26 protein-coding genes are annotated in these 22,477 nt (G+C 59.2%); 24 read left to right on the forward strand and 2 right to left on the reverse strand.

Annotation, left to right across the window (positions count from 1 at the left end; all coding sequences use genetic code 11):
• The first annotated feature begins 32 nt into the window (after positions 1–32).
• From C7440_RS05265 to C7440_RS05305, 8 genes are read left to right on the forward strand one after another with little or no spacing between them, the layout of a single operon-like run.
• Entirely contained in the window at positions 33–800 is a 768-nt protein-coding gene (locus C7440_RS05265; RefSeq protein WP_116517703.1) for a hypothetical protein, read from the forward strand.
• A gap of 8 nt (positions 801–808) precedes the next feature.
• Positions 809–1,813, forward strand: coding sequence for a major capsid protein (locus tag C7440_RS05270; protein WP_116517704.1), 1,005 nt, complete (start codon positions 809–811; stop codon positions 1,811–1,813).
• A 4-nt stretch (positions 1,814–1,817) separates the two neighbouring features.
• Complete coding sequence (locus tag C7440_RS19715; RefSeq protein ID WP_133244265.1) at positions 1,818–2,738, forward strand: hypothetical protein; 921 nt, start codon at positions 1,818–1,820, stop codon at positions 2,736–2,738.
• A complete protein-coding gene (locus C7440_RS05285) occupies positions 2,735–3,112 on the forward strand; it encodes a hypothetical protein (RefSeq protein ID WP_116517707.1) in 378 nt (125 codons plus the stop codon). Before C7440_RS19715 ends, C7440_RS05285 begins: the two co-directional genes overlap by 4 nt.
• Positions 3,112–3,339: a hypothetical protein gene (locus C7440_RS05290; protein ID WP_116517708.1), complete on the forward strand. Its 228-nt coding sequence runs from the start codon at positions 3,112–3,114 to the stop codon at positions 3,337–3,339. Before C7440_RS05285 ends, C7440_RS05290 begins: the two co-directional genes overlap by 1 nt.
• A gap of 1 nt (position 3,340) precedes the next feature.
• Complete coding sequence (locus C7440_RS05295; RefSeq protein WP_116517709.1) at positions 3,341–3,697, forward strand: hypothetical protein; 357 nt, start codon at positions 3,341–3,343, stop codon at positions 3,695–3,697.
• A gap of 1 nt (position 3,698) precedes the next feature.
• Positions 3,699–4,082: a hypothetical protein gene (locus C7440_RS05300; RefSeq protein ID WP_116517710.1), complete on the forward strand. Its 384-nt coding sequence runs from the start codon at positions 3,699–3,701 to the stop codon at positions 4,080–4,082.
• Positions 4,079–4,498 carry a phage tail terminator-like protein gene (locus C7440_RS05305; protein ID WP_116517711.1) on the forward strand — a complete coding sequence of 140 codons (420 nt, stop codon included), beginning with the start codon at positions 4,079–4,081 and terminating at the stop codon, positions 4,496–4,498. The genes C7440_RS05300 and C7440_RS05305 overlap by 4 nt, the downstream gene beginning before the upstream one ends.
• A 41-nt stretch (positions 4,499–4,539) precedes the next feature.
• On the opposite strand, the gene C7440_RS05310 is transcribed toward C7440_RS05305, so the two are convergent.
• Positions 4,540–5,286 carry an NUMOD4 domain-containing protein gene (locus C7440_RS05310; protein WP_116517712.1) on the reverse strand — a complete coding sequence of 249 codons (747 nt, stop codon included), beginning with the start codon at positions 5,284–5,286 and terminating at the stop codon, positions 4,540–4,542.
• A 29-nt stretch (positions 5,287–5,315) separates the two neighbouring features.
• Here C7440_RS05310 and C7440_RS05315 point away from each other — a divergent pair, with 29 nt between their 5' ends.
• Both C7440_RS05315 and C7440_RS05320 read left to right on the forward strand, forming a co-directional pair.
• On the forward strand, positions 5,316–6,239 hold the full coding sequence (locus tag C7440_RS05315) for a phage tail tube protein (protein ID WP_116517713.1): 924 nt from the start codon (positions 5,316–5,318) through the stop codon (positions 6,237–6,239).
• Positions 6,240–6,242: 3 nt separating this feature from the next.
• A complete protein-coding gene (locus C7440_RS05320) occupies positions 6,243–6,716 on the forward strand; it encodes a hypothetical protein (protein ID WP_116517714.1) in 474 nt (157 codons plus the stop codon).
• Positions 6,717–7,297: 581 nt separating this feature from the next.
• Here the strand turns inward: C7440_RS05320 and C7440_RS05335 are convergent.
• On the reverse strand, positions 7,298–7,966 hold the full coding sequence (locus C7440_RS05335) for an Arc family DNA-binding protein (protein ID WP_116517717.1): 669 nt from the start codon (positions 7,964–7,966) through the stop codon (positions 7,298–7,300).
• A gap of 500 nt (positions 7,967–8,466) precedes the next feature.
• Between C7440_RS05335 and C7440_RS05345 the strand changes: the two genes are divergently transcribed.
• From C7440_RS05345 to C7440_RS05410, 14 genes are all read left to right on the forward strand, one after another.
• Positions 8,467–8,976: a hypothetical protein gene (locus C7440_RS05345; RefSeq protein WP_116517719.1), complete on the forward strand. Its 510-nt coding sequence runs from the start codon at positions 8,467–8,469 to the stop codon at positions 8,974–8,976.
• Positions 8,973–9,626 (forward strand): KilA-N domain-containing protein, encoded by a 654-nt coding sequence (locus tag C7440_RS05350; RefSeq protein WP_116517720.1) that lies wholly within the window; start codon positions 8,973–8,975, stop codon positions 9,624–9,626. Before C7440_RS05345 ends, C7440_RS05350 begins: the two co-directional genes overlap by 4 nt.
• Before the next feature lie 41 nt (positions 9,627–9,667).
• Positions 9,668–10,195 (forward strand): hypothetical protein, encoded by a 528-nt coding sequence (locus C7440_RS05355; RefSeq protein WP_207775379.1) that lies wholly within the window; start codon positions 9,668–9,670, stop codon positions 10,193–10,195.
• On the forward strand, positions 10,188–10,646 hold the full coding sequence (locus C7440_RS05360) for a hypothetical protein (protein ID WP_116517722.1): 459 nt from the start codon (positions 10,188–10,190) through the stop codon (positions 10,644–10,646). Before C7440_RS05355 ends, C7440_RS05360 begins: the two co-directional genes overlap by 8 nt.
• A gap of 414 nt (positions 10,647–11,060) precedes the next feature.
• The gene (locus C7440_RS05365; RefSeq protein WP_116517723.1) at positions 11,061–14,339 is read left to right on the forward strand and encodes a tape measure protein; all 3,279 of its coding nucleotides are present in this window, start codon (positions 11,061–11,063) and stop codon (positions 14,337–14,339) included.
• Positions 14,336–15,031 carry a hypothetical protein gene (locus C7440_RS05370; protein ID WP_207775380.1) on the forward strand — a complete coding sequence of 232 codons (696 nt, stop codon included), beginning with the start codon at positions 14,336–14,338 and terminating at the stop codon, positions 15,029–15,031. The genes C7440_RS05365 and C7440_RS05370 overlap by 4 nt, the downstream gene beginning before the upstream one ends.
• Position 15,032: 1 nt before the next feature.
• A complete protein-coding gene (locus C7440_RS05375) occupies positions 15,033–15,512 on the forward strand; it encodes a hypothetical protein (RefSeq protein ID WP_116517724.1) in 480 nt (159 codons plus the stop codon).
• Between the two features lie 2 nt (positions 15,513–15,514).
• Entirely contained in the window at positions 15,515–15,736 is a 222-nt protein-coding gene (locus C7440_RS05380; protein ID WP_116517725.1) for a hypothetical protein, read from the forward strand.
• A gap of 4 nt (positions 15,737–15,740) precedes the next feature.
• Complete coding sequence (locus C7440_RS05385; protein ID WP_116517726.1) at positions 15,741–15,935, forward strand: hypothetical protein; 195 nt, start codon at positions 15,741–15,743, stop codon at positions 15,933–15,935.
• Positions 15,932–16,417, forward strand: coding sequence for a DUF1833 family protein (locus tag C7440_RS05390; RefSeq protein WP_116517727.1), 486 nt, complete (start codon positions 15,932–15,934; stop codon positions 16,415–16,417). The genes C7440_RS05385 and C7440_RS05390 overlap by 4 nt, the downstream gene beginning before the upstream one ends.
• Positions 16,414–16,806 (forward strand): hypothetical protein, encoded by a 393-nt coding sequence (locus C7440_RS05395; protein WP_116517728.1) that lies wholly within the window; start codon positions 16,414–16,416, stop codon positions 16,804–16,806. Before C7440_RS05390 ends, C7440_RS05395 begins: the two co-directional genes overlap by 4 nt.
• Positions 16,796–19,474 carry a sulfur carrier protein ThiS gene (locus tag C7440_RS05400; RefSeq protein WP_243410826.1) on the forward strand — a complete coding sequence of 893 codons (2,679 nt, stop codon included), beginning with the start codon at positions 16,796–16,798 and terminating at the stop codon, positions 19,472–19,474. Before C7440_RS05395 ends, C7440_RS05400 begins: the two co-directional genes overlap by 11 nt.
• A gap of 59 nt (positions 19,475–19,533) precedes the next feature.
• Complete coding sequence (locus C7440_RS05405) at positions 19,534–21,891, forward strand: SGNH/GDSL hydrolase family protein (protein WP_116517729.1); 2,358 nt, start codon at positions 19,534–19,536, stop codon at positions 21,889–21,891.
• A gap of 103 nt (positions 21,892–21,994) precedes the next feature.
• Positions 21,995–22,477: a glycoside hydrolase family 19 protein gene (locus C7440_RS05410; RefSeq protein WP_243410827.1), complete on the forward strand. Its 483-nt coding sequence runs from the start codon at positions 21,995–21,997 to the stop codon at positions 22,475–22,477.

The raw sequence follows: 22,477 nt of genomic DNA on the forward strand, positions 1-22,477 counted from the left end.
CCGGCGCAAACAATCCCAAGGGGAACAACACCATGTTTGAAGACCTTGATCTGGCCGAGCTTGGCCTCGACATCCCGGAAGACAAAGCCGCGGCCCTCAAAGAGGCGCTGGCGGCCAAAGGCAAGGAAGCATTGGATCAAGCTGTAACAGGCTTGAAATCCAAGAACCAAGAGCTTCTGGGAACCATCAAGACTACGAAAACAGAACTTGAACAGTTCAAAACTCAGTTTGATGGGCTGGATATCGAATCGGTCAAGGCGCTGCTAAGCAAGGCCTCGACAGATGAGGAAACGCGGCTTCTGGCAGAAGGCAAGATCGATGAAGTCATCAGCAAACGCACCGAGCGCCTACGCAACGACTACGACAAACAGCTGAACGCCGAAAAGAGCCGGGCCGACAAAGCCGAGGCATTTGCCAATCAGTTCAAGGACAAGGTCCTGTCTGACTCGATCCGCGAGGCAGCAAGCAAGGCCGGGGCACTGCCTGAGGCGGCTGAAGACATCATTCTTCGGGCACGTGGCACGTTCCAGCTGAACGAGCATGGTGAGCCCGTGGCTGTCGACAAGGATGGCGAGACCATCTACGGCAAAGACGGCAAAACCCCTTTATCTCCGCTCGAATGGGCGGAATCCCTGCGTGAAAACGCTCCTCACCTGTGGCCAAGGGTCCAGGGCGCCGGAAAGACCGGCGATGACGGTGGTAAGGCTACCGGCAAAAAGCGAAGCGACATGTCCGCTGAAGAGGCGGCCGCTTTCGTCCAGAAACACGGGCGCGAAGCCTACTTGAAACTACCGAAATGAGGTGAACTATGGGTACCAACACTACCACCAACTCGAACCTGATCATCTATAACGATCTGGCTCAAACGGCCTACCTGGAGCGTCTGCAGGACATTCTGGCGGTCTTTAACCAATCGTCTGGCGGCGCCATTGTGCTGCGAAACGAGAACATTGAGGGCGACCTGCGTAAGCGTGCCTTCTATAAAATCGGCGGGTCGCTCGAGCATCGAGACGTGAACTCGGAGACGCCCGTGTCCGGCAAGCCTATCGGCGCAGGCGAAATGGTCGGCGTGAAGACCCCCTGGAAGTACGGCCCCTACCAAACCACCGAGGAAGCTTTCAAGCGCCGCGCTCGCAGCGTCGAGGAGTTCTCCATGCTGGTGGGCCAGGACATGGCTGATGCCGTGTTGGACTACTACATTCAGGCTGCTTTCGCGGGCCTTGGCGCCGCGATTGGCGGCAACGCCAACATGGTGGCCTCCGGCTCGTTCGCGGTCGACCACAAGAAGGTCCTGACTAAGGGCATGCGCAAGTTCGGCGACCGCTTCAACCGCATTGCGGTCTTCGGCATGGACTCCAATACCTACTTCGACCTGGTCGACGATTCGATCGATCAGAAAATCTTCGAAGAAGCGGGTGTTGTGGTCTATGGCGGCGGCCCCGGCACCATGGGCAAGCCTGTCCTGGTATCCGACAAGATCCCCGCAGACAAGATTTTTGGTCTGCAGGCGGGGGCCGTGACGATCACCGAGTCTCAGGTTCCCGGGGTTCGATCCTACGACATCAACAGCGAGGAAAACCTTGCCATTGGCTTTCGGGCTGAGGGCACGTTCAACGTCGACCTGTTGGGCTACTCGTGGAAAGACACGGCGGGCGTCAACCCGAACATGGCCACCGTAGGCGCCAGCGCGAACTGGGAGAAGTATGCAACCAGCGACAAGGCCACCGCAGGCGTGATCATCAACCTGCCTAGCTCGGGGTCTGGCTCCGCGTCCGCCTCCGGTTCGGCATCCGGCTCGGGTAGCGGGGTCTAAGCGCATGCGCGTCGGAATCTATTCAGGCGTGCGCAATGTGGCGGCCCTAGCGCTTGGCGAGGGATTCTCCCTCGTCGGCGCCGAGGTCAGCCACCGCAACGTCCAGTACTACCGGGGCGAGCGTGAGCGTTTCGATCTTGTCGTGACGCTTGCCTTGCGTGAAGGCCGCGCTGTGCTCGAGCAGTACAGCGGGGCCTGCCCCGTGCTGGTTGCTGATTGGGGCTATCTCGCCAGGGTCAGTCACCCTGGTGAGAGTGCCACCGGCCACTGGCAGGTCAGCCTGGGCGGCCTGAACAAGATTCCGACCTTCGCCTGCCCGCCCGATCGGTTCGATGTCCTCGGGCTCGATCTGGTCGAGCGCGGCGGCGACCCTGACGGCTATGCGCTGATTTGCGGCCAAGTTCCTGGCGATGCTGCCCATGGTATGGATGCGGCCGCGCTCAAGGCGTGGCTGCTGGAGGCTGTCGCCAAACACGGCAACGTCGTGTACCGCCCGCACCCTCGAGGTGGCATCGATCTGCCGGGCGTGAAAACGCAGCGCGGCTCATTGGCCGAAGCATTGGCCGGTGCGCGTCTGGTTGTGACCTTCAACAGCAACGTAGGCCACGATGCGCTGATTGCGGGCGTTCCTGTCCTATGTGGCCCCGGCGCGGCCTACGACGAATTGGCCGGCGAGGTGCTGCCCAGCATCCAGGCCCGCCGCGACTATTTCAGCCGCGTTGCCTATGGCCAATGGACGCTGGCCGAAATGCGTTCCGGAGCATGCCAGAGGTTCATTTTTGAGCATCTGCTGACTGGCGTGGGGCCGGCTATCGGATCTCCAAGTTCAGATGATGCCGAGTCTAGCCCTACAGTGGACTCAGGCGTGGCGCCGGCCGTAGCGGCTCCGAAGCGCCGCGGGCGCAAGCCAAAGGTAGCGGCATGATCGAGTACATCACAGTCGAAGAGGTCGATGCGCTGCTGGGTTCGTCCTGGTCCGCTGCCGACAAGAAGGACGAGGCCGTTTTGATTGCCAACGTCTGGATGACGAACCAGCAGTTGCCCGACACCGACCCCATGCCCGAAGAATGGAAACGTGCGGCGGCTTACGTGGCCCGCGAGGCGGCTAAGGGCGGCATATACGGCCAGGCCGAATACGGGCTCATGAGCAAGTCGGTTCAGGCCGGTGACGTATCCAGTTCCAAGACGTTCGCGAGCAATCACAAGATTGTTTCGGCGGGCGAATCGCTGGCGCTAGCCTTGCTCAAGCCGTGGCTAGGTGGCCTGGGCGGCGGTGTTTTTATGCTGAAGAGGATTTGATGGGCACCATCACCAGCCTGGACGATCATCGCCCGCACATGACCATGCACACCCAGCGCGACCGGGTGCATGTCATTCCGGCATCAGTGTTCGTCGGCATTGCCAAGGGCGAATTGACCGTCGATTGCCTGGATGACCGCGACGAGCTTATGAGCCTGATCGTTGCGGAATGGCTGGATTTTCACGGGCTAAAAGGCGCGGAAGAGCTGCGCGTGATTGAGGATTGACATGGGCCTTCGTGACGAAATCACCGCGGACATTGTGGAAGCATTCGATTCCGATCTTGCGGACGCCGTGACGCAGTTCACCGGCACGCGCATTACCGGCGAAGGTACCTACGACCCGATCACCGAAGAATGGACGCCCGGCACGCTGACCTACACGGGCCGCGGCGTTTTCGGAAGTTTCGAGGCGGCGCTGGTCGACGGCATCCAGATTCTGGCCACTGATGAGAAGCTGACTGCATTGCAGGCAGAAGTCACCGAAGCCCCGAAGGTCGACGACAAGATCAACGGTAGGACAGTGCTGGCTGTAGGGCAGGATCCGGCCGGCGCTTCCTGGTCGCTTCAGCTAAGGAAAGTCTGACATGGCCGGCTGGGACCGCAAACCCTCCGAATTCATGGTGCAGGTCAAAGGCGACCTGACCCAGCAGCGCCGCATCATCACGATGGAGGTACTGCAGGGCGTCGTTATGGCCTCCCCGGTGGACAAGGGCACGTTCCGTGCGAGTCACCAAGTGACCGTCGACAGCGTTTCGCTGACCTACGATCTAGAGAAACAGGATAAGGGTGGTGGCACCACGATCAGCGATGGCATGACGGCCATCGCGTCGATCGACAAGCCCTTTGGTGAGTCGACCGTGCAGACGAACCTTCCATACGCGGAGGAGCTTGAAAACGGCCACTCTGGCCAGGCGCCAGCGGGAGTGTACGGCGTCACATTCGCCGCGGTAACGGAGAAGCACCGATGACTTTCGATCAAATCCGAATCGCGATCACGACGCGAATGACGACTTTCGCCGGCATCGAGCAGGCCCGCATTGAATACCCAAACCAGCCAGGCATCTTCACGCCGCCGGACACTGGGCTGTGGTGCCGCTTGAGTATCCTGCCGGGCACATCGTTCATGGCAGGCATGGCCGATCAGCCTTATACACGCAAGCCAGGCCTGATCGTGGTCCAGTGCTTTGCTCGGGCGCGCACCGGCGTTAAGGCGCTGGCTGTACTCGCCGACGCGCTGGAGGCGCATTTTGCGTACTGGACGTTTGGTGATCTCGAGTGCCTGGAGGCCAGTCAGGTCAATGTGGGGGCTGGCGACACAGCGGGGCGCCCGGAGGGCACGGGCTTTTACCAGATCAACGTCAGCATTCCATACCGGGCCGGATAGCCCTATTCAAACCCATTTCTGCGCCCGATACCGGGCTTTTTCTACGCCTGCTTCGGAGGCCGGGTGTTCGGCACCTTATTCGGCATGGTTATCCACTCGCTTCGGGGAAAGTATGGCGGTTTGCCGCATTCAGGAACATGAACGTGTCCCCATTGCTTGCCGGTATTAATATTCGTGATCGACCCATTGGTGACGCCGTAAATTTTAGCGATGTGCTTTTGGGGCGTCCCAGCCTTTAGGCTTTTAATGATTGATCGAACGTCATCTTCGGTAAGTATTGCTTTGTGATGGCGAGACCCCTTTCGTCCCGATTGCAGCCCATTTTCATAAGAATGAATGGTGTTACCTCGAACGGTTGTCCATTCGAGGTTGTCGGCGTGATTGTTTGTTTTAACGCCATCCTTGTGATTGATAACGTCGCAGCCTTCGGTTTTGCGACAGAACTCAGTGGCAACCAGCCTGTGGATCCGATGAATCTTTGACCCTTCGGCTGAGAACATCCGAATAACGAAATAGCCGTCTGTCAGCGTTTGGCGCATCAACTGACCTTTCCTTCGGCGCTCTCGACCGGATGGGCCGACACATACGCGGTCTAAAGATCGTACTCGACCAAGGTTCGAAACTTCGTAAAGGGATTCAAAGCCCGAAACAGGCTTCCATATTTCTTGCATAAAACTCTCCATCAAAGAGTAGTCATCACTGAAGGAAGGCGCGGCAGAACCGGTGATGAGCCAGTCTTTTCGCCCGCTAAAGCTAGCCGCACCCACTGATTTTATCACCCGACGCATGGCGTCACATCAACCAAATGGAGGCCCTCATGTCGAGTGGAGCCAAAGTCGTTACCCACTACATTGCCGAAGTTACCCCCGGCACCACACCCGCCGTCGGCACCTGGAAAACTGCTCGGCTCACGAGCAATACGCTTTCCCCCACGCCCACGACCGAAGTATCGGACGAAATCACCAATAGCCGCTTGAATCAGGGCTCGGTAACCACTGGCCTGACCATCGCGGGCGATCTTGTAGGTGAAATGTCCTTCGGCACCTTCGATGACTGGCTCGCGGCGCTGTTTTACGGCACGTGGGCGACGGATGTGCTCACCATCGGATCGACGCGCCAAACGTTCAGCGTGCAAAAGGGCTTCACGGACGTTTCGACCTATCACCTGTTTAAGGGCGTTCATGCCGCAACGGGCTCGATTGAGATCCCCGAAGAAGGCAAGATCACCCTGACCATCGGCGCTCAGTGCCTGGATTACACCGATGCATCGACCTCGTTTGTTGTGGGCACGCCAGATGATCCGACTACTACTCCCTTCATGTCTTCGCTGTCGGTTGGCGATATCAAGGTCGACGAGGTGTCGCTGGCGGGCACGGCCTGCATTTCAGCGATGACGGTGAACATCGACAACACCGTGCAGCTGCAGCGCTGCTTGGGTTCGGGGAAATTGGGCCCAGGCGCAATCATCGAGACCGAGGCCGCGATCACCGGCACCATGACCCTGGCCTGGTCTGCGAAGGCTTACCAGATTTGGAAGGAGCAGATCTCGCGCACCCAGTTCGAGGTCGAATTCCCGATCACAGACAGCCTGGGCAATGCGTACACCTTCAACTTCCCCAAGGTCGAAATCGACGGCGAACTGCCTTCTGGCGGCAAGCGTGACATCATTCAAGCGACCCTGAACTGGACGGCGGTTCAATCGGCCCCCACCATTACACGCGTCCCTGCTGAGGAGCCTTAATCTATGGCGTTGCGTATTTCACAAGCTGACCCGGCGGCCATCGGAGAGCGATGGGTAGATTTTGATAAGGAGATTTCCTTCAAGATCGCCGGCATCGACACCGAGGCGTACCAGATCGCGCTGGAGCGGGCCCGCCGGCTAATTGCCCGGGAAGATGCCGGCCAGACACTGGCCAACCTGACAGCAGGCAAGAGCGATCGGCGCGAGCATGACATTCAATGCGACCTGCTGGGCCGGTACATCGTGCTGGACTGGAAGGGGCCCATTGAAGACGACGATGGCAAGGTCGTGGCCTATTCGCCTGAGCTGGCCGCCAAGCTGCTGCGCGCGAACGTCGCGGTTTTTGCTTGGGTCATCACCGAGGCAACTAAGGTGGCGCTCGACGCGAAGCAGGAGGTTGCCGAGACAGTGGGAAAGCGCTCGAGCGGTTCCGCTGGGAACGGGAATGGCAGGGCAAAAGCCAAAAGCAGGGCCTGATCTATTCCAAACTGGGTATGGCCGTGCCGCAGGAAGCGGAAACGGACCCGATTACCGACCACGTCATAGGCGTGTTCTGGGCGGCTAATCGAGCCAGACGTTACTTGGCCGGCATGGGTGGCGCCGCGGCGCTACCGCTCTCCTCAGTTGAGATTGGCCAGGCAGTCGGCGCTTACGGCTCGCCGTTGTCCCGAGTTGAACTGGACTCCTGCGTTCTGGCCATCGATCGCGATTATCTTGATGGGGTATAGTTTCCGTAGTATTTACTTACGGGGGATGGAGTGCGAAATTTATTCGGTTGTTTGGCGCTGCTTTTGATGCTGGCCGCCTGCGGGAAGCCTGACACCCAAAGAGTGGGTCGTGAGTTTAACTCCATGAAAGAGTGTCTGGAATTCATCGGAAAAGACACGAACGACTCACTGAAAGTTGCAACAGATAAGCCCGGGGACGTCTCTGGCAGAACGGTGCGCGATAAGCTGTTTTTCCGGTGCGAAGCGCGTGCCACCGGGACGCGAGGGGTGATTCTTGAGGGGCGATGGGATCGCCTGAAGTAAACAGGAGACCAACGCCGCCTAGTGCGGCTATTTTTTTGGAGATTTGCCGGCAGAGCCCAGTCCGCGTTTAGGCGCATTCTTGCCGGGGATAGTGGGGGTGCGCGATTTGCCGACGGATTCGACGGCTTTCTCTAGTTTCTCCCCTAGAGCAGACCGATCGGCATCAGGCCTGATTTTGTTGACCAGTACCAGGCGATCCACAATAGGGCCGGTATCCGAGTCAGTTGGCGTTTGGACTGGTTTCGCGGCCTTAGTGCGGGCCACATTGGCTGCTTGAATTTGATCTAACCGCTCTGCGATCTTCTGTATCTCGGCCGCGGTGAGCAACGCGCTCAGCGGGGTGCTGCCAACGATCTTTGAATAATGGCTTTCTACTTCTGCCGGTGTTCCGGTGAGGGCCGGTCCTTCTACCCTCTTGATGAGCGACGAGGCGCTTTCTTTCAGCACTTGATCTACGCCGCCGAGCCGATGTATTCGGTCCAGCAATAGAGAAAACTCCTCATGCCGCAGCACTTTCATCATCGCAAACCGGAGCTCAGCACCTCCATAGGTAGAAGATATGTCCGATAGCGTGAGCTCCAGGCGAGCCACGATCTCCGCTGTCAAAGTGCGGCCACTAGTTCTCGCAGCGTCGTCGAGCTTGTCACGTAGCTCCTGAGGCATGCGGAAATTTACTTGGGGGTCTGTTCTTGCCATTGTTGCAATTTAACCTAGCATCGTGCTTGCACACAACCAAGCAATGTGCTTAAATAGCACCGTGCTTGGTTGAAAGCATATTTGAAAGGAGAGTAGCAGGATGAAGCGAATAGGCTTTATGACTCGCCTGACACCCGAAAACCACAAATGGCTTGAGGGGAGGGCGAGGGAAGAGGATAGGTCAATGACCTATGTGCTGGATCGGGTTGTGTCGCACGCTCGGGAATCCGACCAGGCAAAAGAAAACGCACCAGAGGCGGCAACCTCTGATGCGTCGATGCAGTAATCCCCAACTACGAAATTAAGGAAAATGCAATGACTAATTTTAGCCGCGCTTTCGCAGAACCGCAAGGAAAGGTTCTTTATCACCCCGCATTCGGGCAGGAGCCCGTTGTAAATCCGCGCCGTCCGCGTCGCTTGCCGGAGGGCGTGATAGCAGGAGACTTCCGCCGCAAGCCCTCGGGTCCTGGGCTTCGCATCGTGATGCAGGAGGTGCGGGCATGAATACAGCAACCCATACGGTCACGAAAGGGCCAGCCATCCCGCCCGACATGCTGGAAGACGTGCAGCCAATTAGCCAAAAGAAGGCTGACAATTCGAGCGTCAAGAAAGCCAAGGCGATGAGGGACGCTCAGGCCCAAGCCCAGGCCGTTAACCGGCCCCGGCTTGCCATCGAAATAATGATGGGAGTGGTTGCTGGAAATCTAAAGACCTTGCATCGCGAAATGATTGATGAAATGGGAACGTCAAAAGAGCCTGAACTGCTCAGCGACGTGCTGCATTTGATCGAGATCAGCGAATCGATGCTTGGCTCCCTAATGGCGGGAAAGCCGGCCAATTATGATGACTTCGAAGGTGAAATCCTTCCAATAGGCGCATTGATGCGTGTTGCCAGTCGTTTCTACGGCAAACGCGACGATTATTTCTCCCGAGCGATCTGCGGCATCGAGCAGGTTATCGATGTTGCGTTGGAGGTGGTTGAGGCAGAATCGAGGAGGGCCGAGGCATGAGCGATATCATCACCATGGACTACGAAGGCATGCAGGTCGATTTCACGACTGATGCCTGGTTCAACGCGACGGCTGTGGCTAGCCGGTTTGGAAAGTTGCCTAATGAATGGTTGCGCTTGCCGGAGGCCACGGAGTATTTGAAGGCGCTCGAGCGTAAATACGGGAAAATCCCGCATTTCAAAACCCGGCGCGGGCGTGGGGGCGGCACTTGGATGCACCCTCGCCTGGGGGTGGCATTTGCCCGCTGGCTGGATGTGGATTTTGCCATCTGGTGCGACGAACAGATCGACCGCTTGTTGCGTGGGGAGGGTATGGACTGGCGGCGCTTGCGTCACGAAGCAGCGTCGTCTTTTAAAGTGATGACGGATGCCATCCTGTACACGCGTAACGAGGCGGGTAAGAATGTGGCGCCATACCACTTCTCGAACGAGGCCCGGCTGGTCAATTGGGCGCTGTCCGGACAGTTCGTCGGGCTAGATCGCGATGCGATGGCAAAGGCCGATCTTGACCTGCTTGGAAAGCTGGAGGTCCGCAATACCGTCCTGATCGCTCAGGGCCTGGATTACGAGACGCGAAAGCGTAAGTTGCACGCCTTTGCTGCGGCATGGCGATGCGCCCATCCCGACACCAAGGCTTTGGAGGTGGCGTGATGGAACTGCTTACGCTAAGAATCACTGGAACGAGCCCGCTCATGATGCACAGCGACAAGCTGGCGAATCCCCTCAACCCGGCAACGAAGGCGCACAAGGAGTTGACCGGAAAGCGCAAGAAGACCGACGACGATCACCTGGCGATTGCGCGATCCGAGTTCATCGCGGGGGCGTATTGGGATGATGTGACTGGCTTCTATGTGCCCGGCCAAAACTTCGATGCCACGTTCTGGACGGGCGCGAAGTTGCAAAAGCTGGGCGTTCATTGGAAGCGCGGATGCCTGGTGATGACAGATAAGGCCAAGTTGCTGTTTGATGGCCCAAAGACGCCAGAAAAGCTCTGGGAAGACCTGAGGTTCGTGGACTGCCGGGGCGTCAAGGTCGGACAGTCCAAGGTCATGCGGTACCGGCCGATTTTTCCGGAATGGGAGGCTTCGCTCGAGGTAGCTGTCAATACTGACGTGATTGACGTTGCGGAGGTCAAGAAGGCAATCGACGACGCGGGCGCCCTAATCGGTGTTTGCGAGTATCGCCCGCGTTTCGGACGGTTCGGGGTGCGTTATGACTGATGTGACGACCCTTCCAAGTTGGCGGCAGGCCGCCCAAGACCTCTTGCAAGAGTTCGGGTACGGCGACCTGATTCCTCTTGGCTGGCTGGAAGCCCGGTTCGGCATACCCAGCTTGTCGGAATCTCAGCGCCTGACCGCCGAGCAGTTCAAGGAGCGACAGTTCGAATGGTTGGCGAACGTTGAGGCGTTCAAAGACCATTTGCTGAAGGAGCATCAGGTGTGCTTACAGTCAGTGCGCGGCAAGGGTTACCGCTGGGTGCCGCCGCATGAGCAGACTGCCTTGGCTGTTCGCGAGTTTGAGCGTGATGCTCGGAGAGTGTTTCGGCAGACTGGAAACAAGCTGCGCAATTTGCGGCACACTGAGCTGACGGACGAGCAGCGGCGGGCCAATATGGACGCCACGGTGAAACTCTCGGCGCTGGCGGGCATGACTCGCAAAGCGTTAAGTTAACTAGTCAAGCTGCGGCTTGGTGTGGCTCACTCTGGTGAGCCAAGGCGTGGTGAGCTGGGGCATGGGCTGTAAGCAGCCGGTTCCGCATTCTTCTGAGTGCGGTTCCGGGTGGCGATAGCCGCCTTTATTTTGCCACGGCATGGCTCGATACGACTTGGCGCGTTTGGCCGGGGCCGGGCATGGCATGGGCTATTAACAGCGGCCAGCATCTTGCAAAGGGTGCTGGTCGATGCGAATAGCATCATATGGTTCGCTATGGCGTGGCATGGCGAGGTAGGGCCGGGCCTGTTTCGGCTTGGCGCGGTATGGCATGGGCCGAAAAGGCACTAAGGGCGACTCTTTAATGGGTCGCCCTTTTTTATTGGAAATTACCTGTCGGACTTGCATTTGCGGGTCTTTACTCTTGGTGCCGCAATGAGCGAAAGCAGATTATCTATCGTCATCGATTCGCGGTCGGCTGAGCAGAAGGCTCAGGACCTTGAGAAGGCCCTGACTGCGCTCGATGATGCTGGCATTCGCGTTGTCAGCACGACAACCAAGGCGGGCAAGTCCAGCACAACCGCTGGGCGCTCATTCAGCGCGACCGGCAAGGAAGCGCACCAGGGCGCCCGCGGCATCGACGACATGAACCAGTCGTTGCGCGAGACGGACGAACGCGCCGCAACCGCTGCCGCCACGATCAGCCGCACCCTGAAAGCAGCTATTGCCGGCTTTTCGGTCATGCATGTCATCGACACGGCTGACGAATGGGGCCAGTACGCCAGCCGCATTCGGATGGCGACCGAGAATGCCCAAGAGTACGAGCATGTGCAAAAGCGCATGGCCGAATCGGCGCAACTGACCTATCGCGGCATCAACGAGACTCGTGAAAGCTTCATCCAGCTTTCCCCGGTGCTTCGGGACATGGGTCTGACGCTTGACCAGAGCATTGACGCGGTCGATACATTCTCGGGCCTTTTGGTGGTCAATGGCGCCAGCGCCATGCGCAGCACTGCAGCCATGGAGGCCCTTGCCAAGTCGTTCCAGCGCGGCAGGGTAGAGGCTGACGCCTGGATGACCATCTACAGCACGGTGGACAACATCGTGAACCTGCTGGCGCAAAGCTCGGGCAAGACGACGACCGAAATCCGCAAGATGGGCATCGAGGGCAAGATATCGGCCGATATGCTGTCCAAGGCCCTCATTGAGGGCAATGAGCAGATTCTGAAGGCGGTGGAGGAAATGCCCACGACGGTTCGGGATGCGCTGCGCAATATCAATACCGCATTCACGGAGTACGTGGGCTGGAATAACGAGGCGGCTGGAGCGACGGCGGCACTTGCTGCTGGGCTCGGCATCCTGGGCGACAACTTCGAGACCATTGCTAATGTCATTGGCGTGACGGCTGCCGGCGCGCTCTTTGTTTATACCGCCCGCACCATCGAAAGCACCCGGGCAACCATTGCATCGTTCGCGGCCCGCACTCACGCAGCCAAAGCGATTCTCGACGAAGCGCAGGCGCAAGCCGCACAAACCGCTGCGACCCTAGCGCAAACTCGGGCAATGGCTGGCCTCACCGCGTCTCATGCGCAAGTTGCGGCCGCAACCAAGGCCCACGAAGCCGCGCTCAAGCAGCTTGCTGTCGCACAAGCCGGCTACACGCGCGCAGGCACGGCGCTTCTGGGCGTTTTGGGCGGACCAGTCGGGCTTGGCGTAACGGCCGCCCTGGCCGCCGCATCATTCCTGACGTTCAGCAGCAATGCGGACGCGGCACAGCGCAGCGTACTGGACCTGAAGCAGCCGCTCGAGCAGGTGACCCAGCAGTTCCGGGAGCTTGCTGAATCGCAGCGGCAGGTCGCGCTTAATGCCGCAAATCAGGAACTGAGCCAGGGCGTCAAGCAGCTTGATGCAGCCATGAAGGAACTGGCCCAGGGCTCGGTTGTGGACGGGGCGGCCGCGATGGCGCGCTGGCAGGGCGCCAGCACCACGGCGATCCGGGAACTGACCGAGTCGGCCAAGAGCGGGGCCATTTCCTACGATGAACTGGATTCGCGGATTGTCACCCTGATCCAGAGCTTCGCCCAGGCCGATGGGGCTTCCCAAGAATGGGTGCGCCATCAGACGGAGCTTGCGTCCCAGGTCGCCACGACCGCCCGGGAGATGGAGAGCGCCCGCACGCGCGCCGACGAACTGCGCAAGGCTAATGATGATCTTGCTTCGGCCGCATCCGGCGCCGCAGGGGCGCAGGAATCGCTGAATGCGGCGCTTCGGGGCTTTGATGGCGAATCGGGCAAGTACCTGACGACGCTGCAAGAGCGCGTTGCTAAGCTGCAGGACGGCAATAGCGAAACCAAGAAGGCCGAGCGCTACCTGAGTGGGCTGACTGACGTCTCGGATCAATACCGAACTGCCCTACTGTCGGCAGCTGCAGCGGCTGACTACTTGACCGAGCAGCAGAAGCTTAGCCGCTCCTCGAGCAAGGCATCGAAAGATAGTTTGGAGAGCCTGCTGCCCACCTTGCGCGAGCAGGCCGCCGTTTTAGGCATGACCGAAGAGCAGGCGGCCCGGTACCGAATCGAAATGGCCAAGGGCACCGAGGCCCAGCGTCAGGAAGCCTTGGCGCTGTTCGACAAGGCGCAGGCGCATAAGGATGCCGAACAGGCTCTGAAACTTGAAACCGAGGCCATGCGCGAACAGCGTAACTTGGCCGCCGAGATTGCGGTGTTTCAAGCGCAACAGGATCTGAGTATCACTGGGATGGGTATGGGGGATCGGCGCCGGGCGCAGTTGGAGCAGGAATACGCAATTCAGGAAGAGTTCGCCCGTCGACGCCGTGAGCTGGATGAGGCTCAGCGTGTCGAGTCGACCCGCCTATCCACAGAGGCCTATGACCGACAAGTAGAGTACCTGCGGGAGATTGAAGAGGTAAAGATCGGCATTATTCGTGATTCTGCGCAGCGGCGGATGATCGAGGAGCAAAACTGGGTGACTGGCGCGCGCGAGGCGCTCACCAACTATATAGACGTAAGCCGCGACATTGCCGGTCAAGTCGAAGCAGCTTTCAACAATGCATTCGCGGGCATTGAGAACACGGTCATTGATTTCGTCAAGACTGGCGAGTTGGATTTACGCTCCTTGCTGGCCTCTATCACGGAAGATGTCTTGCGGATGCTTGTCAGAATGGGTATCCAGATGGCAGCAAACGCGGTTCTGGGCAACACGCTAGGCGCTGCAACTGCCGCCGCATCTGCGGCTATGGGCACCGCGACGGCAGCGGCCTGGGCCCCAGCCGCAGCATTCGCATCGCTTGCTTCGTTCGGGGGCAACTCCGCGCCCGCTATGGCGGGTATCGCCTCGACAGTCGGGCTGGCTCAGGGCTTGGCACTCATGGGCATGGCGCATGATGGCATCGATTCGGTGCCTAAGACTGGGACATGGCTACTCGAGAAAGGCGAGCGCGTCACGACTCGCGACACGAGCGCACGGCTCGATGCAACTCTTGCCAATATTCAGGCCAGCCAACGCAATGAGGGTTCGGAAAGCAGCATCGTCGTGAACCTCATCGAGAGCCAGGAAAAGGCCGGTCAAGTTGAGCAGAAGGTTTCGGAAGACGGCGACCGGGAGCTCAACCTCTTTGTTGCCGACATCCATGGTGATGGCCCAAGATCGCGGGCGCTTGAACGGACATATGGACTTCGAAGGGTGGGGCGATGATCGCGTCCGATATAGATTTCCCGGCCGGGCTGCCGGATGCATTGCGCGATGGGTATGGTCTTGAGCATGTGTCGCCTTTTGAGCGCACGTCAATGCAGTCAGGTCGGTCGCGCTCGAGGCGTACTTTTACCAGCGTTCCAACGCGCGCCGATGTGGCCTGGTTCTTCACTGAGAACCAAGCGGCTGCCTTTGAAGCGTGGTTCCGCGATGAGATTCACGATGGCGTTGACTGGTTCAACTGTACGCTCAGGACGCCCGTGGGCGTTGGGAAATATGTGTGCCAGTTTGCCGAGATGTATCGCGGGCCAATCCTTGTTGGCGTCAATTATTGGCGCGTTTCTGCCAAGCTGGAGATATGGGAGCGGCCCCTGATGCCCGAGGGCTGGGGCGATTTCCCTTGGTTCGTCACTGGAGCCAGCATTTTCGACATGGCCATGAACCGGGAATGGCCGGCGCACGCCGCCGGCGCTCCGGAGATCGAGCTTCTGTCCGAAGACGACCTCTTTCTGCTGCTGGAAAGCTCCGGCACCGAGGCGGTGAAGATCTCGCAGCTTCCCCTGGCCCAGCCGTTGACCGGCAACGAATACATCCCGGTCGTGCAGTCGGGCGTTACCAAGAAGAGCAAGGCGTCGGACATCTCTAAGTCAGACACAACCAACTACGCCCTCTACTACGGCATTTCAAAGGATTGACATGGCAACTCAAGAGGCAAATCTGATTGCGGTGTTCCAGGCCATTGGCTTGGATGTGAAGGCGCTCTACGCGAACCAGGGCAATCTGGCCTCGCTCACGACCACGCAGAAGGGCAATCTCGTAGCAGCCTTGAACGAACTCAAGACCCTGATCGGGCAGGCCGGCGCGCAGATTGACGACGACACGCCGTCATCTTCGACCACATACTCGTCGACCAAGATCAACGCTGCCATTACGGCTGCAATTGCCGCTCTGGTGGACGGCGCGCCCACTACGTTCGATACGCTCAAGGAAATCGCTGACTACATCGCCAGCGACGAAACGGCCATGGGCACGATCACAACCGCGCTGAGCAATCGAGTGAAATTCAACGAGCCGCAAACTCTGACCGAGCTCCAACAGATCCAGGCCTGCGAAAACATCGGTATTGGCGATCCGACGACCGACTTTGAGGCCGAGTACGCTGCGGCGAAGGCTTAGCCATGCTCGTTGCAAAGATATCCGCCTTGGTCGCCGCGATAGGCGCGGACATTAAGGCCCTGACGACCGGCAAGGCGAACGATTCCGACCTGGCCGATGTTGCGAAGTCGGGCAGCTTCGACGACCTGTCGGACGTGCCCACCAACGCCCTGGGCAATCGAACGATAAGCACCGATCCGCCTTCTGGTGGCCAGGACGGCGATATTTGGTACCGGGTGGAATGATGATATGCCGCAAAGCCTCAACGTGGGTGGCGCCTGGAAAGACGCCCAGGAGATATACGTGCCGGTCGACGACGCGCCGCGTCGCGTGTTCTCCGGCCACATCAATGTAGGCGGTGCCTGGAAGGTCTTCCACATCCAGGGCCATCCAGACGATGGAATTCTTGACTTTGCCATAAACAGAGCGTGGCCTGAATCATGACTCAAGTAGCTGTGTGGTACGCAAGTGCCCCGACCGATGAATTGGCGATCGCCACCATTGAAATTCAGGTGCCCGGGAAAGACCCCATCCGGGTCTGCAATGGGTTTGAGGATCAGTGGTTAGGCATCGATGGCGTGATGCGCTTCTTCGAAGCCGGCTCGCTGTCCGTTGCCCTGCCTGCCAAGAACACGACCGGCCAGCAGACGCTGCGCTTTGGCATCTCGGGCGTGAATGGTGTGGCGCAGCGGCACGTGGACGACGCCCTGGCTGCCGGCGAGGTCGTGACGATGATCTACCGGATGTACCTGATCAGCGACAAGACCGCCCCGGCAGAGCGCCCGCGCGTCATGACGGTGGTAGGTGGTGCGTTTGAGGGCGGCGACGCAACGTTCGAGGGCAGCTACTACGACCTCCTGAACAGCGCCTGGCCTCGTGAGCGCTACACCGTCGAGACAGCGCCCGGCGTGCAGTACCTGTCATGACCCTGGATGATCTATTGACGACCCGCTACCGGAAATACGGGCGTGGGCCGGGTGAACTCGACTGCTGGGGGCTCGTCAGGATCGCCCGGGCGGGGTTGTTCGGGCGCGATTGGCTGCCCAGTTACGTGCAGATCGACCCGCAGGATAAACAGGGCCTGACAAAGGCGGCGGCGGAAGTCCGGGCGCAGGGCGGTTTTGTCGAGGTCGATATTCGGCCAAGTGCCATTGCAACGGCCTGGCGCGCCCGACTGTGCGTCCATGTGGGCATTGTGGTCGAGGCCGACGGGCGGCTCTGGGTGCTGGAGACGGACGAGGGCACAGGCCCAGGCCTGATTCGACCGGCTAGTTTTGAGCGCCGGTACTCCAAGGTTATCTACTATGACAATTAAGGTCTATCCGAGCTTGATGCCCGGCGAGCCCATGGAAACGCACGCCTGGTCCGGCACCTTCGCCGGCTGGCTTGAGTCCAAGGGCATTGACTACCAGGCTCATGAGGTCCAGCCTATAGGCGTTACGCTAAACGGCGAAGAACTTCCTGTCGAGCAGTGGACTGAGGTAGAGATTGCCAAGGAGGATGATGTCGAAGTCCGCCCGCTGCCTCACGGCGGCGTGTTCAAGGGCATCGCCAACATCATCGGCAAGCTGTTCAATGCCGTCTTTGGCTGGCTATTTCCTCGGAATGGTGGTGATGATTACCAAAGTCCCGCCCAGGGCAGGCAGCTGGAGGCCTCTGAGGGCAAGGCCAACCGCGCTAAGTTGGGTGATGTGGTACCTGAGTTGGCTGGCAGGTTCATCCGATACCCAGATTACCTAACCCCGCCGCGCCGGCATTTCGTCAATCGACGGGAGCAATGGCTGGAGTTCCATGCGTGTATTGGGCCTGGGAGCTATCAGATCAACGCCGCCGACGTAAAGGTGGGCGACACGCCGTTTTCCTCGCTGGGGGCCGACGGCTCCTATCAGCTGTTCGGGCCTGGCGCGAACCTGTCTGCAATCTCCACACATGAGCACTGGCATACGGTCGACGAGGTGGGCGGAACGTCCTCGGGTACAGCAGGCCTGGAACTAAGCACCGAGATCGGCAACCGGGTGAACTCGGACCCCGCCGCCTATGACTTTGACGGCCTGAGCGTAGTCCGCTCAAGTGGTCAGTTCCCGCCTGCTTGGGGAGCGCTAACTACTGTGTCGGTTGAGTACCCCAGGCCCTACGCAATCACAACCCAAACCGAAACGATTGGCGGGTTTCCTGCCAGCATTTCCGAATTCGAGGGATATTTCGGACATGTAGACGTCACGCTCAATGCCTCGGTGATGATCGGGCCTCGCGGGAGCGAAACTGAGTACATCGTACATTCGGCCACCGCTTTAGGTAGCGGCGTGTACAAGGTCCGATTCATGGAACTGACCGGAAGTCCGCCTTCCCTGACGCCCGTGGTGGTCCCGGCTTCTCCGAGCGAAACGCTGATGTTCGGCTCGAGCGTGGCCCGCTCAATCGCGTCGATGACCGAAACGTCGTTGACGCTGGCCGGCCCGGGCTTCGAAACTGCAACGGTGAGCGGTGCCACGGTGGCGCATGCGGGTGGTCGTGTCTATGGAGAGTGGACGAGCGAGTTTGTAGCGTGCCCCGGCAATGAAACGTCGAACACCTATGAAATCGACGTGTTCTTCCCGGGCGGCCTTGCGTTCATCAACGATGACGGCTCGCTTTCGGGCCGAGCCGTCGAGGTTGAGATTCAGTACCGGGACGTGGCCGGAGGCGCATCGACCACGATCTTCAAGTCGTACTCAGACAACACGCTGGACCAGATCGGCGTGACCGAGCGCCTGACGACCCCAACGATGCGGGCAGCATTCCGGGTGCGCAGGGTGAGTGCAGAAGGGACCGAAACCAGTGTGCGCGACACAATCCACTGGTACGGACTGAAATCTCGATTGCGCACACGCACCAGCTACCCAAACTGGACCACAATGTCTGTGAAGCTTCGCAGCGGAGGAAGGCTTGCAGCTCAGTCTGAGAACCAGATCAACGTGGTGGCCACGCGGATTCTGCCCACGCTGCAGCCGGACGGCTCTTGGGCGGCAGAGCAACCGACCCGAGACATATCCGCCTTCCTGCGATATATCGCCCAGTCTATCGGCTACGCCGACGGCGATCTCGACATGGAAGAACTGCAGCGCCTGCATGCCATCTGGACTAGCCGTGGCGAGACAATGGACCATGTTTTCGACCTCACGACCGTGAAAGAGGCGATGAATACCACGCTTGGGGCGGGCATGGCCGAATTGACCATCGCCCACGGGCTGATCAAGCCAGTACGGGACGAGCCGCGCACCCAGTTTGAGGCTGGGTATAGCCCACAGAACATGACGGGCCCGCTGCGCAGGACATTTCGGGCCCGCCGCCATGATGATCCAGATGGAGTCGAGGTCGAGTTCACAGACAGCGAAACGTGGACGCAACAGACCGTCATTTGCGCGCTACCCGGAAGCCAGCGCCTCAAACTTGAAAAGGTCAAGCTGCAGGGCGTGACGAGCCGCACGCGGGCCTGGCGCATTGGCATGCGTCGAGCAAGAGAGCAGCGGTACCGGAACTGGGACTACAGCTTCGAAACGGAAATGGACGCGCTCAACAGCGAGTACCTGTCCTACGTTCCCTTGCTGGACGATATCCCGGGATACGGGCAGTCAGCGCTGCTTGAGCATGTGACGTCAGCTGGCAGCAACGTCATTCTGCGCGTCACCGAGCCGGTTCGATGGGAAGAAGGGCAGAGCCATGTCGTGGCCTATCGCAGGGCGGACGGCACGTTGGCTGGTCCTTGGGTGGCAACGCCTGGGCCGGATGACTACAGCATTGTGGCGCCGATTCCTGCCGCCGAGCGGCCCACCGTCTCGCTCAAGCTGGAATTGCCCCACGTCTACGTGGGAACGGTCGAAAACTGGTGCTTCCCGGCCCTGATCACCGATATAAGCCCGCGCGGCACTGAGCGGGCCAGCGTATCGGCTGCGAACTACACAGACGCCATATACGCCGACGACGACAACAGCCCACCCAACTAAATCGAACCACTCCCATTAAGGCCTGCCACCAAGCGGGCTTTTTCTTTTGAGGCGACACAATGACGACTTACAACACTGGCAACCCCATCGGCTCGACCGCTGTACAGGATCTGTACGACAACGCGGAGAATCTTGATCTGCTGGTCAACGACCGCACCAAGCGCGAGCATGAAGACCGCCTCGGCGTGTCGCGCAAGACTTGGTGGGGCATGGAGCAAGATTTCCAGGACTTCCTTGTTGATTCTGGTTATCAGAATATCGGCGACTATGCGGCCGACTTGGAGGTCTCCGCGCGCAATCAGGTTTTCTGGAAAGACGGAGAGCTGTATCGTGCCGGTGCTGCGCTGGAGTTGCCCTATACGACGACGGGTGACTGGCTGGTCGAAGAGGGGCTGTTTGTGCCTGTGGGTGATGCTGCACTCCGGCAGGAGCTTTCTAGCCCCGAGGGCGACGGCATGATCGGCGTCAAGCAGCCCTTTACCGGCTCAGTGGCAACGACCCAGCATGAGGTTAATGCTCGCACAATATCGTTATTGGACTTTGGCGCCACTACAGACGGTACTGATGCGTGGCCAGCGTTCTCGGCCGCAATCTCGGCTGCCGGAGCAAATGGGGTGGTGAAGGTTCCCGGAAAGCCCGGCGATACATATTCGCTCCTGACAATCCCTACCGGGACTGCAGAGACTCTGAATAATGTGTTGTTCGACATCGATCCGGGAGTCGTCATCCACACGCCGCTGAGCATTGCGTATATGCAAAGCAACATGCGCGTGACCCGCACCACAAAATTTCTAAATGGGGCTGATGACTCCGTCTTCTACGCGTCTCCACAAACATCGGCACACGTGCAGGACAAGCTCATCTGGCCTGGCCCGAGTGATGCAGACCGATCATCCCTCGAGGCCATCGATGTCTTCGCAGAGACCCGGTTCGTGAAATTTAATCACGATGGTGGCGGCGACTCCTACGATGTCTACACGCCGGGTAACGCCGATTTCTCTTCGTTCTCCAACAGCGTCCCCCACGATGGTTACGTCTACTGTGGCCTGTGGAGAGCGCGTCCGGATGAAGAGATACGCGCCGGGTTCACCGGTTACAACACCAGTGCCACGGCTCTGTTCGCAGTTGTTCGATGCGCCTCTGGACGGTACGGAATCTATGGCGGGTATGCGTCGGCTAACTTCACTCGATTTAGCAAGACAGTTGGGGGGGCGCTGAAGACTACCGCCGTGTCCCCCGAGACAGCGGGGTTGACCAGCTATGCTGCGCTTCTCTCAGTCGTAGGCATTCGCGTGCAGAATGTTCGCAGATTCTGCGTAACGATTAACGGAGTGAGTGTCGCTGAGTTCGACACCGACAGTGACATTATCGAGGCTGGGTTTGGATGTTACGACCAAGGGTCGACCGGCACGTCCCTTAAAGTGCAGGACGTGGTTAAGACCCGTTACGCGACTGCCGTCCATGGAGTGCGCGGTCTGAACATAGCCGTTTTTGGCGACTCGATCACGGCTGGCGGCGGCGTTCAGCACGTTTATGGAAGCTGGCCGGAGCAACTGCGCAAAATGTACGATGGCGCCGCAGGCATGCGCATCAAGACGATCAACAACTTTGCCATCTCGGGGGACTCTTCGGCGGGCCAGAAGGCTTTGTGCACAAGTGCGAATCTAGTCGGCTCTGACATCGTCATGGTCCTCGTGGGAACGAACGATATACAGGGCGCCGTACCCGCGACGACGACGACCTCTAATGTCGCGGACATGATCGACACCTGCCTGAACGCCGGCAAACCCGTTATCGTAGGGCTGCCTCCCATGTTCTACCCAAACACGTTCACTGGAACAGGCCAGAACACGCACGGGTACTCCATAGGGGGGCCTACGCGCCAGGCGCTCGCGCGACTGTGCGCGGTGAAAGGCGTTCGGTGTGTCGATTCGATGGGCGGCCTGGGGAACGTTGCGCCGCTCTATCTGAGTTCTGTCTCGCAGGACGGGATGGTATTTGACAATATTCATCCGACATACTTCGGCCGACTCACGCTCGCCCAGTTATTTGGCAATGCCCTGCTGGGAATTTTTGCCGGCGAGCGGCAGGTGATTCAGTCCAGGCAATCACTGACCGACGCGGGCCTCCAGAACGGGGCAACGTTCACGACAGAACGGCCGTCATATGTGGTCGATCATATGTCTGGCACGGTGCATCTGGCGGGCCGTATCGATATTCCGGCTGGCTACACCACCGGCACCATTGTCTATACGTTGCCAGAAGCCCTGCGGCCTGGTTCGACAGTCCAGTTTTCGCAGCCAAACTCGACTGCGATGTCGATCCTACAGATCGCTCCGGACGGCAACGTTCGCTTTTTTCGCCCGCCGGCCGGCGCTGACTGGATCGGCGTTTCTTGCTCCTACAGCAATCGATAGGCGCCGGGACTGGCCGCCTAGATCGCCCTCTACGGAGGGCTTTTTTATGCCCATACCCATGACTAAAGACCAATTCCGAGCCGCCACTAGGCTGAGCGCAGCTATGGCTGACCTCTGGTATGAGCCCGTCGAGCGCGCCATGTTCGAGTTCGCTATCGTCTCGCCGTATCGAGCCGCGATGTTCCTGGCCACCATTGGCCATGAGTCAGGCGATTTCGTGCACACGCGGGAGATTTGGGGCCCTACGCTAGCGCAGCAGCGCTACGAGGGCCGGGCAGACCTAGGCAACACCCAGCCGGGGGATGGCTCGAGATATCGAGGCAGGGGCTTGATCCAGATCACTGGACGCGCCAACTACGCCGAAGTTTCCAGGGGTCTCGGGGTGGACTTCTTGAGTCAGCCCAGCCGACTGGAAGAAACGGAGCACGCAGCGCGATCGGCGGCCTGGTGGTGGGCTAGCAACGGATTAAACGAATTAGCCGATACCGGCGACTTCCGAGCGGTCACACGACGGGTGAACGGCGGCTACAACGGCATGGCAGACCGCCAGCGCCGATACGAACTAGCAATCAAGGTACTGGGGTGA

It is taken from the genome of Pusillimonas noertemannii, from assembly GCF_003096595.1.
Taxonomy (GTDB): Bacteria; Pseudomonadota; Gammaproteobacteria; order Burkholderiales; family Burkholderiaceae_B; genus Pusillimonas; species Pusillimonas noertemannii.